Raw genomic sequence first — 13143 nt, forward strand, 5'->3', positions numbered from 1 at the left:
GAACAGCGCGCGGCACGGCTCCCGGTACGGCTCCAGGCACGGCGCCCGGTACGGTTAGCCGCGCATGGCCCGCCGGGCGCTGTCGGTGCGCTGGGCGGCGTTGGCGATCCGCACGTCGGCGGACAGGATCGCGGCACCGTCGGGCCCTGCCAGCACCGGGTTGAAATCCACCAGGGCAATCTCCGGGTGGTTGTCCTTGAGCCGCGACAGCCGCGCCGCAAGGTCTTCAAGGGCCGCGACGTCCACCGCCGGCAGGCCCTGGTAGCCGAAGAGCTTCCGGGACGCCCGGGGCCCGCGGATGAAGTCGTGCAGGTCGGAACCGGACAGCGGCGGCACCCGGTGGGCCCAGTCGTCCAGCAGGTTGACCGCGTCCCCGGCGAGGCCGAAGGAAACCACCGGGCCCAGCAGCGGGTCCTCGATGGCGCGGAAGGTGCAGGCCTGCCCCACCGGCACCATGGATTGCACCTCCAGGGACGGGGAGCCGTAGCGTTCCAGCGATTTCCGCATCTCCTGCACGTTCCGCCGCAGCGACTCGGCGTCCTGGATGTCCAGGCGCACCCCGCCCAGGTCCAGCCGGTGCCGCAGCGCCGGGTCCGTGGTTTTCAGCGCCACCGGCCAGCCGAGCCTGTCGGCCGCGGACACGGCCTGCTCCGTGGTCTCGAAGCCTTCGGACGGCACCACCCGGATGCCGTAATGGCCCAGCAGCTTTCCCGCCGGCCCCGGGTCAAGGCGGACCAGCTGCTCACCCGGGACGTTGCGGAGCAACTGCTCAAGGTCCGCGCGGGTGCCGTCCGGGTCGCAGCCCTCGGGCTCCGCGAACAGGCCCTGGTCACGATGCAGCCACGCGGCGTAGCGCACGACGGCGGCGAGCGCCGCCACGGCGGCGCCCGGATTGGAGTAGCAGGGCACGGTGGCCGCGTGGGGTGGCTGCGCCGTTTCCGATCCGACCATTCCCTCGACGTAGACGGAGGGGTCCAGGATGCCGCTGAACGCCGCGACCACGGGCTTTCCGGCGGCCGCGGAACACTCCGCGAGCACCCCGGCGATCTTTTCCACGGTGAGCCCGCGCGCCGGGAGCAGCGCCACCACCACGGCGTGGACGGTGTCGAGGGTCAGGGTTTCCTGCAGGCTGCGCCGCAGCGCCGGCAGCGCCGCGGACATCCCGGCGTCCAGGTCGACGTCGGCGATGATGCGTTCCACCCCCAGGCCCTGCGTGGCCGCACTGTCCGAGACGACCTTGCCGAGCGCGCGGGAGTTGCTGAAGACGGCGATGCCGGGGCCCGTCGGCAGCGGCTGGCTCGACACGATCTGGGCGACGTCCATGAGCTGTTCAATGGTCTCCACCCGGATCACGCCGGCCTGGCGCATCATCGCGTCGAGGGCCTCCGGCGGCGCCTGCGTGGTGCGCACGGCGTGGCCGGGCGGAAGCCCCAGCCCCATGGCGTCGGACTTGGCGACGATCACGGGCTTCGTGCGCGCCAGGCGCCGCGCCAGCCGGGAGAACTTGCGGGGATTGCCGATCGATTCGAGGTAGAGCCCGACGGCGGTCGTGTCGGCGTCGTCCTCCCAGAACTGCATCATGTCGTTGCCGGAGACGTCGGCACGGTTGCCGGCGGAGAGGAAGGTGGAGAGGCCGACGCGGCGGCGGCTGGCGGCAGCGTACAGGGACACGCCGATCGCGGCCGACTGGGTGAACAGCCCCAGCCCGCCGCGGCGGGCGAGCGCGGGTGCCATGGAGGCGTTGAGCGCCACGGCCGGGTTGGTGTTCATGATCCCCAGCGAGGCCGGGCCGATCACCCGCATGCCGTTGGCCCGGGCCTGCCGCACCAGTTCGCGCTGCCTGGCCAGGCCGCGTTCGCCGTCGTCCGCGAACCCTGCCGTCGCCACCACGATCCCCTTGACTCCGGCGGCGCCGCATTCTTCGACCACCCGGGGGACCTCGTCGTAGGGTACGGCGATGAGGGCGAGCTTGACGGGGCCGGGGACGTCGGCGAGCCGGGCGAAGGAGAGCATGCCGGCGAGCTCGAAGGCTTCGGGATTGATCGCGTAGACCGGGCCGGTGAACCCGGCCTCGATGATGTGTTCGAGGAGCTGGTGGCCCACGGTGCCCCGTGTGCGGCTGGCCCCGATCACGGCGACCGAGGACGGGGCGAGCAGTTCCTGGATGCTGCGCGCCTCCGCGCGGTGTTCGCGGGACTCCATCACGGCGCGGGAACGGTCGGTGGGGTCGATGTTGAACTCGAGGCTGACCACGCCGTCGTCGAAATGCCGTTTGACGTCGTAGCCGGCGTCGGAGAACACCATGAGCATCTTGCGGTTTTCCGGGAGCACCTCGGCGCTGAATTTACTGATGCCGTGTTCGCGGGCGGCGGCGGCGAGGTGTTCGAGCAGGATGGACCCGATGCCGCGGCTCTGGTGGGCGTCGGCGATGTTGAAGGCGACTTCCGCTTCTTCGGGATCATCCAGCCGGTCGTAGCGGCCGATCCCCATGATCTCCCCGCCGATGGTGATCACGAGGGCCACCCGGTCCTTGTAGTCCACTTCGGTGAAGCGCTTGAGTTCCTTGGGGGACAGCCTGGACTTGAACGCGAAGAAGCGCATGTAGATGGACTGCTGCGACTGGCCGGTGTGGAAGGCCTGCACGGCGTCCGCGTCGGAGGGGTGGATGGGACGCAGATGCGCCGTCCCGCCGTCGCGCAGGACAACGTCGGCTTCCCAATGTTCCGGATATTCGCCGTCCGCGGGCTGATCCACCATAGGCTTAGCCTAGTCATAAACTTACGCAGTACCCGTTCAGCACCGCTCAGAAGGACCTTCCAACCTCATGGCCCGCCGCCAAACCACGCCCCCCTCAGGGGAAGCCAGCCAGGATTTCACCGAGAACATCGTTGACATCGACGTCACTTCCGAAATGGAAGGCTCGTTCCTGGAGTACGCCTATTCAGTCATCTACTCCAGGGCCCTGCCGGACGCCCGCGACGGCCTCAAGCCGGTGCAGCGGCGCATCCTGTACATGATGTCCGAGATGGGCCTCCGCCCGGACCGGGGCCATGTCAAGAGCGCCCGCGTGGTGGGCGAGGTCATGGGCAAGCTGCACCCGCACGGCGACACGGCGATCTACGACGCCATGGTGCGCATGGCACAGGACTTTTCGCTCCGGCTGCCGCTGATCGACGGGCACGGCAACTTCGGCTCGCTCGACGACGGCCCCGCGGCCCCGCGGTACACCGAGGCCCGCCTCGCGGCGGCGGCGCTGACCCTGACGGACCACCTCGACGAGGACGTCGTGGACTTCGTGCCCAACTATGACAACCAGCTGACCCAGCCCGAGGTGCTGCCGGCCGCGTTCCCGAACCTGCTGGTCAACGGCGCCACCGGCATCGCCGTCGGCATGGCGACCAACATGGCCCCGCACAACCTGGCGGAGGTGATCGACGCCGCCCGGCACCTGATCGAGTACCCGGACGCCACGCTCGAGGATGTGATGAAGTTCGTCCCCGGCCCCGACCTGCCCAGCGGCGGCCGGATCGTGGGGCTCGACGGCATCCGCGAGGCGTACGCCACGGGCCGCGGCTCGTTCAAGACCCGGGCCAAGGTGGAGGTCGAGCAGCTTTCGGCCCGCCGCACCGGCCTGGTGGTCACGGAACTGCCATACATGGTGGGCCCGGAGAAGGTGATCGAGAAGATCAAGGACGCCGTCAACTCCAAGAAGCTGACCGGCATCAGCGACGTCGTGGACCTCACGGACCGCAAGCACGGCCTGCGCCTGGTGATCGAGCTCAAGAACGGCTTCAACCCCAACGCCGTGCTCCAGCAGCTCTACCGGTACACCCCGATGGAGGATTCCTTCGGCATCAACAACGTGACCCTGGTGGACGGCCAGCCGCAGACCCTGGGCCTGGTGCAGCTGCTGACCGTCTACGTGGAGCACCGCATCACCGTGGTGCGGCGGCGCACGGCCTTCCGGCTCGGCAAGAAGAAGGACCGCCTGCACCTGGTGGAGGGCCTCCTCATCGCCATCGTGGACATCGACGAGGTCATCCAGATCATCCGGTCCTCCGACGAGGTGGCCGCGGCCAGGACCCGTCTGATGTCCGTGTACGACCTGTCCGAGATCCAGGCCAACTACATCCTGGAACTCCGGCTGCGGCAGCTGACCAAGTACTCCCGGATCGAGCTGGAAAAGGAGCAGGAGGAGCTGCGCCGGGAAATCGCCGAGCTTGAGGCCATCCTCGGCTCGGAGGTGCTGCTGCGCGGGCTGGTGTCCTCCGAGCTGGCCGGGATCGCGGAGAAGTACGGCACCGCGCGCCGCACCGTGCTGCTCGAATCCGAGGCCCTCTCCCCCACCACGGCCGCCGCCCTGGCCGCCGCGCCCGGGGCCAAGGGCAAGGCCGCGCCGCTGGCGCTGGAAATCGCCGACGACCCCTGCTGGGCCATCCTGACGGCGTCAGGCCTGATCGCCCGGACCGGGAACCAGGACAGCCTCGCCGAGTCCGGGCCGCGCACACGGCACGACGTCTTCCGGTCCGTGGTCAAGACCTCCGCGCGCGGCGAGATTGCGGCTGTCACGTCCCAGGGCCGGATGCTGCGCCTGCAGGTGATGGACATGCCGGTGCTGCCGCCGACGTCGGGAACCCCCAACATGGCCGGCGGCGTGCCGGCCAAGGACTTCATCACCCTGCTGAAGGGCGAAACGCTCGTGGCGTTCGCGCCGCTGGACGAGGTCCTGGCGGTCGGGACGGCCCAGGGCGTGGTCAAGCGCGTGCAGGCCGACTATCCGCTGAACCGCGAGGACTGGGAAGTCATCGCGCTCAAGGACAAGGACACCGTGGTGGGCGTCGCACCCGCCGGGTCCGACGACGTCGACCTCGTCTTCGTGACGCAGCAGGCGCAGCTGCTGCGCTTCAGCGCCGCCGCCGTGCGGCCGCAGGGCCGGACCGCCGGCGGAATGGCCGGCATCAAGCTGGCCGGCGGGGACCGGGTCCTGTTCTTCGGCACCGCCGGCGCGGCCGACAGCGCCGCCGTCGTCGTGACGATTGCCGGCACCGAGGGCGCCCTCCCGGGCACCGATCCGGGAACCGCCAAGGTCACCGCGCTCTCCGAGTGCCCGGCGAAGGGCCGCGGCACGGCCGGCGTCCGGGCGCACCGCTTCCTCAAGGGCGAGGACACCCTGCTGCTCACCTGGGCCGGGCACGGCCCGGCGAAGGCGTCCTCGCTGGCCGGCGCGGCGCGGTCCCTGCCCGGGGAGCACGGCCGCCGCGACGGTTCCGGGATCCCGCTCTCCCAGGCCGTCGACGCGATCGGCCCGAGCATGGCCTGGCCCGAGGAACTTGGGACCGAAGCCTAGCCTCCCGCTGTCAACATGGCGGGCGGGCGCCGGGCTTCCACCGACGAAGGCGCCAGGGTCGCGGGTCGCGGGTCACCCATTCGACACAAAGGGCCGCAATTGGGTCCGGCGTTCCGGCCATCTGTGGCAAATGGCCGGCGCTGGCTCACCTCCAAGCCCGGAACTACACGAAACAACGACGTCGGACCCACGCGGGAACCTGTGAGTCCGATTTCGAGGTGAGGTGCCACGGCCGGCATGGGCTACAAAGGCAGGCCCCCTTAGGCAACTTGCGTCCCGGCGGCGAACTCGGCGCGCTCTATGTCACGCCCGCTCGGGGTGCACACCTCTACCAGTCGCAGCCCTCGCGCCGCCGGCAGGGCGCGCCGTGGACCGCATCCGCCGCTCGGCTGCTCCGGGAGAAATGCGCTTAGACTGCTCGCATGCCTATCATCCCGGACAACAAGGACTGGACCTGGGTGCTGCAGCGGCCCTGTCCCGAGTGCGGTTTCGATGCCTCGGCGGCCACCCCGGCCACGGTGCCGGCGAGCATCGCCGGCATGCTCCCGCGCTGGCGTGCGGCGCTGCGCCGGCCCGGCGTGTCACAGCGGCCCGACGACGCCACCTGGTCCGTGCTCGAGTACGCCTGCCACGTCCGGGACGTCTTCACGTTGTTCGACTACCGGCTGGGCCTGATGCTCAGCGAGGACGGCGCCCGGTTCGAGGACTGGGACCAGGACCGGGCAGCCGTCGAGAAGGACTACGCCCACGCCGATCCGGCCGGGGTCGGCGCCACGCTGACCGCCGCGGGCGAGCGGATCGCTGCGTCCTTTGCGGCTGTCCCCGAGGAGCAGTGGGGCCGCAAGGGCACCCGCAGCAACGGGTCGGTGTTCACCATCCTGACCTTCGCCCAGTACTTCCTGCACGACGCCGTCCATCACCTCCACGATGTGGACGGGTAGGGCGTGGAAAGGCAGGGCGCGGCGGGTCACACAAGCGCGGCTGGCTAGTGCCCGGCAGCCCGGATGATGCGTCGCCGGGTTGCTGCGGCGATGGCTGCAGTGCGGTTGTCCACGCCGAGTTTTCCGAAGATGTGCACCAGATGGGTCTTCACCGTTGCCTCTGAGATGAAGATCTGTTTTGCGATGGCCCGGTTGGATAGCCCTGTCGCGAGAAGCTCGAGCAACTGGACTTCCCGAGGTGTCAGTGACGGGCCGGGGTTGCTGATCCGGTCCATGAGCAGGGCGGAAACTCTGGGGGCCAAGGCGGTCTGACCGGCGGCGGCCGCGACAACGGCCTGCCGGATCTGTTCGGAAGGCGCGTCCTTGAGCATGTAGCCGCTGGCGCCTGCCTCCACGGCCGCCAGGATGTCCGCGTCCGTGTCGTAGGTGGTCAGAATCAGCACCGGCGGAGGTGCGTCCAGCCGCCTGATCTTTGCGGTCGCGGTGACTCCGTCCATGCCGGCACCCATTTGCAGGTCCATGAGCACAACGTCCACCGGTTCGCCCAAGGTCTGCAGCCGTTTCAGTTCCTTGAGCGCGGCGTTGCCGTCGGCGGCTTCAGCAGCTACTGAGATGCCCTCGAATTCGGTGAGCATGGCCCGCAGCCCGGCTCTGACCACAGGGTGGTCATCAACCAGCAGAATGCGGATTTCATTCATCGTTCTTCACTCTCCGATACCTCATCCAGAGGTAGGCGGATGGCCACCACCGTCCCCTCACCCGGCGACGATTCCAGTTCGAGAGAGCCTTTGAGTGCCCTCACCCGTTCCTGTAGGGACCGCAACCCGAAACCGCTGCCGTCGGTGCGGGCCCTCGTGCCGGCCCGCGAGCCGGCCGGATCAAAACCGACGCCGTCATCATAGATGTCCATGGTCACTTCAGTGCCCAGGAAGGCGACGGTCACGACGGCGTTGCTGGCTTTGGCGTGGTCCCTGACGTTGGCGAGGCTGGCCTGGGCGGCGCGCAGCAGGGTCACCCGGTACGGCTGCGGCAGTTCGGCGGCGTCGCCGTCGAACTCGAACCGGCACCGCAGCGCGATGCCACGGGCAGCGGTGCTGGTTTCCGTTCCTTCGCAGAGCCTGCGCAGGGCTTCCACCAAGGACGTTTCCTGCAGTTGCGGGGAGGAGAGCCCGCGGACAAAGTTGCGCGCCTCAGCCAGATTGTCCGAGGCGGTCTGCTGCACCGTTGCAAAGCGTGCTGCTGCTGTGGCGGTGTCTCCATCCGCAAGCGATTTTTCCGCCGCACGGGCCATCAGCACGATACTGGAGAGCCCCTGGGCCAGGGTGTCGTGGATTTCCCGGGCAAGGCGCCCGCGCTCGGCCAGCACGCCGGCGTCGTGCTGGGATGCGGCCAGCTCCGCCCTGGTCCGGCGGAGTTCATCTGCGGCACGTCGCTGGTTCGCTGCCTCGCGGTACAAGGCGCGGTAGGCCAGTCCGGTGACGACGGCAAACGCCGCACCAAAAATCGGCCCCAGCACGATCGCAAGATGGGGGGCCGGGAGTCCGCTGGCGGCCCACTGGGCGGCAATGACCGCCGCCGTCATCACCGCGATGGTCGGCAGCGCGATCCGTCGTGGCAACAGGTGCAGGTGCAGGAAGAAGAGCGGGAATGCCAGCCAGGCAAAGTCGGAACTCCCGGCAAGCAGGACGGCCCACAGTGCAGTGACGATTCCCAGCCACAGGACTCCGTAGCGATGTGGATCGAAACCCGTGCTGCCGACGGCGAAGCGCTTCTCCATGATGGTGCCGGCCAGATAGACCCCGGCCAGAACAAACGCGGTCCCGGCCCAGGCATACCGGATCGGGTCACCGCCACCGGATAACAGCAGCCTCAGCACGGCCACACCCAGCAGGGCGGCGAAACCCACATGGAGCGTCAGTCTCAGCACGCGCACGATCGCAACGGAGGGCGCAGCGTCCAGGCCACTAAGGGGGTCGGCGGGCCCAAGCATACCGGTTTCGTCCGGGGGCCGTAGGTGTTCCGTGGCAGGCATTAGATCAGCTTATGCGCGGCAGGCCCGGGCTGGATCAACCAAATGGTTGACCCGGGGGTCAACCATTTGTCCGCCGCGTATCAACCGACTCCCCGATGGTGCCGGTTCCGACCCGCGGGAGAGTGGATACATGAGCCTTTCGGCCACCTCATCAGCCATTGAAAGAAGAAAAACGTGTTTCTTGCCTTACGCGATATCCGCTTTGCCAAAGGACGATTCGCCCTGATGGGCGGCGTAATCGCCCTGATCACCCTGCTGCTCGTCATGCTCTCCGGTTTGACCGCGGGCCTGGGCGACCAGTCGACCTCAGCGATCGACAAACTCGGCGCCATCCACGGCAGCGGAGTCGCGTCCAAGGCGGTGGACAGCATCGTGTTCGGCGCCCCCGGCACCAACGAGCCCAAGGCATCCTTCACCGAAAGTGAAGTCACCGCCGCGCAGGTGGACAGCTGGAAGAACCGGGCCGGAGTCCAAAACGCCGAAGCCCTGGGCATCAGCCAGACCCGGTTCCAGTCCGTGGCCACAGACAGCGGCACGGGCACCGGGACCACCAACGTCGCAGTCTTCGGCGTTGCACCGGACGGCCAGCTGGCACCGTCATCCGTTGCCGCCGACACTGTCGTGATCGGCAAGACCGTGGCCACGGCCCTGTCCCTGAACATCGGGGACAAGGCCAGCGTCGGAGGAACCGAACTGACCGTCAGCGGCGTGGTTGACGACCAGTGGTACTCCCACACGAGTGTGGTCTGGACCGCCCTGCCCGTCTGGTCCAAACTGGCCCATCTGACGGACCCTGGCCAGCTCGGAACCGTCGCCGCCATCACCTACAACGACGGCGCCACCGTTGACGAGGCCGCCGCCAACGCGGCAGCGAACACCGTGAGCGCTTCACGCACCGGATCCTTCCAGGCCCTGGGCTCCTTCAAGAGCGAAAACGGTTCCCTGACGCTGATGCAGGCCTTCCTCTACGGCATCTCGGCACTGGTCATCGTGGCCTTCCTGACCGTATGGACCGTCCAGCGGACCCGCGATATCGCTGTCCTGAAGGCCATGGGAGCATCCGGCGGTTACGTCCTGCGCGACGCCATCACCCAGGCCGCGATCGTTCTGCTGGCCGGGGCCGGAATCGGCGGCGGGGTCGGCATCCTCGGCGGCTTCTTCGCAGCCCAGGCAGCCCCCTTCCTGGTCACCCCCGCAACGACACTCCTGCCCATCCTCGGAATCATCGCCCTCGGCCTGGCCGGCGCGGCACTGGCCGTCCGCCGCGTCACCAAGGTCGACGCCCTGATCGCCCTCGGCGGGAACTAAAGACTCTCCCCAGCCAGCGGGTCCCGTCCGCGGGCCCTGCCACAGATTCCGCCCAGGCACCTTCTGAAAGGAACTAACCCTATGCCTTCCACCCCCACCCCTCTCGACACCCGGTCCACCGCCCGGGGGGCCCTGAACCTGGTCAACGTCACCCTTGAATACCCGGACGGGGACGGTACCATCAAAGCCCTGGACGCCGTGAACCTCACTGTCGAGGCCGGCCGGATGGTCTCGCTCGTGGGACCCTCCGGGTCCGGTAAGTCCAGTCTGCTGGCCGCCGCCGCCACCCTCGTCCGCCCCACCCATGGACTGGTGATTATCGACGGCACCGACGCCACCGGGCTCAGGGACAAGGACCTGACTGCCCTGCGGCGGGAGAACATCGGCATCATCTTCCAGCAGCCGAACCTGCTCGCGTCCCTCACCGCGGCCGAGCAGCTCATCATCGGCGACCATCTGCGGGGAAAACCCCTCAAGGCTGCCCGGGTCAAAGCCGCCGAACTCCTCGACATTGTCGGACTCAGCTCCTGCGCGAACAAGCGCCCGCACCAGCTCTCCGGCGGGCAGCGCCAGCGGGTCAACATCGCCCGCGCCCTGATGGGCGATCCCAAGGTCCTGCTCGTGGACGAACCGACCGCGGCCCTGGACCACGAACGCAGCGACTCCATCGTCCGGCTCCTTCGCCAGGTCACGGACGACTTCATGGTCGCCACCGTCATGGTCACCCACGACACCGAATTCGTCCCGCTGACCAACTCGGTGGCCACCATGCGCGACGGAAAACTCACCGCCCCCGTCCTCACAACGGTCTGATAGCCTCCACCGCGCATTCCCTGAATTCAACCGCGGCCCCCATCAATCCAAGGATCACCCTCATGAAAAAGACTTACTACGCCGCCCTCTCCTACCTGACCGCGGGCCTCGCGACCGGCCTGTTCTACCGCGAATTCACCAAAGCCAACGACTTCAGCGGCGACAGCCAACTCTCCCTGGTACACACGCACCTCCTGGCCTCAGGAATGTTGTTCTTCCTCGGCGTCCTGGCACTGGATAAACTCTTGAACCTCTCCGGCCTGCGCATGTTCAACGTATTCTTCTGGACCTACAACGCCGGTCTGGCCCTCACGGCGGCCATGATGGTCCTCGGCGGCATCCTGACCGTCCAAGGCATCACACCGTCAGCTGCGATCCCAGGCATTTCCGGATTGGGCCACATGGGCCTCACTGCCGGCCTGATCCTCCTATTCATCACCCTGGGCAAGCGCGTCTCCGGCAAAGCGACCGCCGAAGCCGAACTCAGCCGCGCCAACTGAACATGCCTGCCCCAAAAGCGGCAGAGATGACCCTGAACCTAGAAGCGCCGGCACCGGCGCCCAGAAACGATGGACCGGACTCGCAGTACGGGCAGCCGGGCTGTCCATCGTCATCGACGGCACCGTCGGCGGGGTCTCACCGCCAGCCATTATCCGGGACCTGAAACTGGACCTCGCCGATGCCGAACGGGTGAACAGCACCCACTCCGTGGTGTTCGCGGCCTTGCTGCTGACCGCCGGGCGGCTCGGGGACGGCATCGACCGGCGGCGGCTCCTCACAATGCGCTCCGGAGCTTGTGAACGTCGTTTTAGACACAGGGGTTAATCGCCTCCCTCGTCGATCAACGCCCCACGTCGTCGAGTGTTGGTCGGGCTCAGTCAGTCGAGGCGGAAGTAGTGGTTTCTTCGTGGCACCTGGCGCGGGTCGATGTGGGGCGGGGGGATGAACCAGGGGATGCCGGTGCGGAGCTGGATGGTCCATTGTTCCTTGTGGACCAGGTGGTGGTGGTGACCGCAGAGGAGCGTGCCGTTGTCGGTGCTGGTGGTGCCGCCGCGGGACCAGTAGCTGATGTGGTGGGCTTCGCACCAGGGCGCGGGGATGGTGCAGCCGGGGAAGGCGCAGCCCTGGTCCCGGGCGGTGAGGGCCTTGCGGATGTGGGGCGGGAAGATCCGTGAGGTCCGGCCGATGTCCAGGATCCTGCCCTCGGTCCCGAGCAGCACCGGGATGATGTCCGCGTCGCAGGCGATCTTCCGCACGGTGGCGGCCGTCACGGGCCCGGTGAACAGCAGCGTTCCGGTGTTCAGGGTTCCGGTGTGTCCCGGTGCCGGGCCCCGGCCGGGTTGGCTGCCGCCGGTGTGGCTGCCGGCCGCGGTGCCGGTGTCCCCGAGCCTTCCGAGCAGGTCCCGGTAGTCGATGGTGACCATGACCTGGGGGCGCAGTCCTCCCGCGGCGGGCAGCCCGCCGGACGCCAGCGCGGCCTTGCAGGCCCCGACGAGGCCGTCGAGGAGTTTCTGCGGCCGGGAGCGGAGGTCCAGCCCCGCCGCGCCGGGATCAGTGTCCTCTTCCCCGCCGGCACGCGGGATCACGGCGGCGGCCGCCCGGGCAGCCCCGGCGGAAGCGGCGGCGGAGGCGGCGGGGGCGGGGCCGGGCCCGGGATCCTGGCCGTCGCTGGAAGCGCTGGATGGCCCCGTGCCGCTGGTGCGGGGGTTGGTGGCGGTGTTCATGACGGTGAGGAGCTGTTCGAACTGGTCGGCGGTCGCGAAGATTTCCAGGTGGTGCAGGCCGCGGCGGGTGCGGCGGATGAAGGCGCCCTGGAGCTGGCGCAGGAGCTCTTGAGGGTTCGGCGCCGTCCTGGTCCAGGGCATCGGCCCAGCGCCGGGCGATCCGTGCCAGGAAGTCGGGGTCGTTCTCGGCGGCGGTGCGCGTCAGGGCGTGCTCCATCGCCGCCGCGGCCGCGGCGTCGCAGCTGTGCCGGACGCCGTCCAGGGCCAGGGCGATGATGGTCGCGGACCGGGACGCGACCTCCCCGGCGGCGAGGGCCTCTGCGAGTTCCGCACGGAGGGCAGGCAGCGGCTGCCGGCCGGCGAGTACCGGGCGCGGCAGGACACTGCCGGCCAGGGAGAGCCGGCGGCGGGCCTCCGCGGCGCTGATCCGCAGCCGCGCCCGCAGGAACTCCATGGTGTTCCGGCAGCCGTCATCCACGGCCCCGGTCCCGGCGGCCGCCACGGAAGCGTCAGCCCCGGCGGCGGCGCCGCCCGGGTTGGACGCCACGGCAGCGCCAGCCGCGGCGGCGCTGCCCGGGCTGCCGCCGGGGCTTTCGCCGGGGCTCTCCCGCCACCCGGTGGCCCACGATGTGGTGCCCGCGGGGGCCGTTGCCGCCGGCAGTTTCCTGGCCCGGTCCACCGCCCCGGCCGCGACGAGCTGCAGATATTCCACGGTCCGCGAGAGTTCCTCCACCTCGCCGGCGAAGTCCGCCGCCTCGGCGAATCCGAAGCCCGCCGCATCATCCACGGCTGTTGCGGCCAGCGTCCGGAGCAAGCCCAGGACAGGCCCTGCGTCCTGCCCCGCCTCCTTGAAGGAGACGAACTCCCTGCTGCCGTCCATGAACAAAATCTACTGCCGACCTGCGACAGTATTAGCCCAGGCGCCGGCCGTGCGCGCATCGCCCTCGGCCCCGGTGCCGGGTGCCGGGTGCCGGTGCT

The 13143-nt window shown here is 69.0% G+C and carries 10 protein-coding genes; 5 read left to right on the plus strand and 5 right to left on the minus strand.

The genetic code is table 11. From position 1 onward, the window contains the following. Nucleotides 1-54: 54 nt before the first annotated feature. On the minus strand, nucleotides 55-2757 hold the full coding sequence (locus tag ACQCSZ_RS11180) for a GNAT family N-acetyltransferase (protein ID WP_427008045.1): 2703 nt from the start codon (nucleotides 2755-2757) through the stop codon (nucleotides 55-57). Between the two features lie 67 nt (nucleotides 2758-2824). On the opposite strand from ACQCSZ_RS11180, the gene ACQCSZ_RS11185 reads away from it, so the two are divergent. Both ACQCSZ_RS11185 and ACQCSZ_RS11190 read left to right on the plus strand, forming a co-directional pair. Then, the gene (locus ACQCSZ_RS11185) at nucleotides 2825-5347 is read left to right on the plus strand and encodes a DNA gyrase/topoisomerase IV subunit A (RefSeq protein ID WP_427008046.1); all 2523 of its coding nucleotides are present in this window, start codon (nucleotides 2825-2827) and stop codon (nucleotides 5345-5347) included. Between the two features lie 422 nt (nucleotides 5348-5769). Further along, nucleotides 5770-6288 carry a DinB family protein gene (locus ACQCSZ_RS11190; protein WP_427008047.1) on the plus strand — a complete coding sequence of 173 codons (519 nt, stop codon included), beginning with the start codon at nucleotides 5770-5772 and terminating at the stop codon, nucleotides 6286-6288. Nucleotides 6289-6332: 44 nt separating this feature from the next. Here the strand turns inward: ACQCSZ_RS11190 and ACQCSZ_RS11195 are convergent, their stop codons facing one another. Then, nucleotides 6333-6986 (minus strand): response regulator, encoded by a 654-nt coding sequence (locus ACQCSZ_RS11195; RefSeq protein WP_427008048.1) that lies wholly within the window; start codon nucleotides 6984-6986, stop codon nucleotides 6333-6335. After that, on the minus strand, nucleotides 6983-8278 hold the full coding sequence (locus ACQCSZ_RS11200; RefSeq protein WP_427008317.1) for a sensor histidine kinase: 1296 nt from the start codon (nucleotides 8276-8278) through the stop codon (nucleotides 6983-6985). Before ACQCSZ_RS11200 ends, ACQCSZ_RS11195 begins: the two co-directional genes overlap by 4 nt. Nucleotides 8279-8494: 216 nt before the next feature. Between ACQCSZ_RS11200 and ACQCSZ_RS11205 the strand changes: the two genes are divergently transcribed. The 3 genes from ACQCSZ_RS11205 (at nucleotide 8495) to ACQCSZ_RS11215 (ending at nucleotide 10941) form a co-directional block, all read left to right on the plus strand. Continuing rightward, complete coding sequence (locus ACQCSZ_RS11205; RefSeq protein WP_427008049.1) at nucleotides 8495-9628, plus strand: ABC transporter permease; 1134 nt, start codon at nucleotides 8495-8497, stop codon at nucleotides 9626-9628. An 81-nt stretch (nucleotides 9629-9709) separates the two neighbouring features. Then, nucleotides 9710-10441: an ABC transporter ATP-binding protein gene (locus tag ACQCSZ_RS11210; RefSeq protein ID WP_427008050.1), complete on the plus strand. Its 732-nt coding sequence runs from the start codon at nucleotides 9710-9712 to the stop codon at nucleotides 10439-10441. Nucleotides 10442-10503: 62 nt separating this feature from the next. Then, entirely contained in the window at nucleotides 10504-10941 is a 438-nt protein-coding gene (locus ACQCSZ_RS11215) for a DUF2871 domain-containing protein (RefSeq protein WP_427008051.1), read from the plus strand. Between the two features lie 378 nt (nucleotides 10942-11319). On the opposite strand, the gene ACQCSZ_RS11220 is transcribed toward ACQCSZ_RS11215, so the two are convergent. Both ACQCSZ_RS11220 and ACQCSZ_RS11225 read right to left on the minus strand, forming a co-directional pair. After that, nucleotides 11320-12027, minus strand: coding sequence for a DUF222 domain-containing protein (locus tag ACQCSZ_RS11220; protein WP_427008052.1), 708 nt, complete (start codon nucleotides 12025-12027; stop codon nucleotides 11320-11322). After that, nucleotides 11993-13045, minus strand: a complete 1053-nt coding sequence (locus ACQCSZ_RS11225) for a DUF222 domain-containing protein (protein ID WP_427008053.1) — start codon at nucleotides 13043-13045, stop codon at nucleotides 11993-11995. Before ACQCSZ_RS11225 ends, ACQCSZ_RS11220 begins: the two co-directional genes overlap by 35 nt. Nucleotides 13046-13143: the final 98 nt, after the last annotated feature.

The sequence above is a fragment of the Pseudarthrobacter sp. H2 genome, from assembly GCF_050157045.1.
GTDB lineage: Bacteria > Actinomycetota > Actinomycetes > Actinomycetales > Micrococcaceae > Arthrobacter.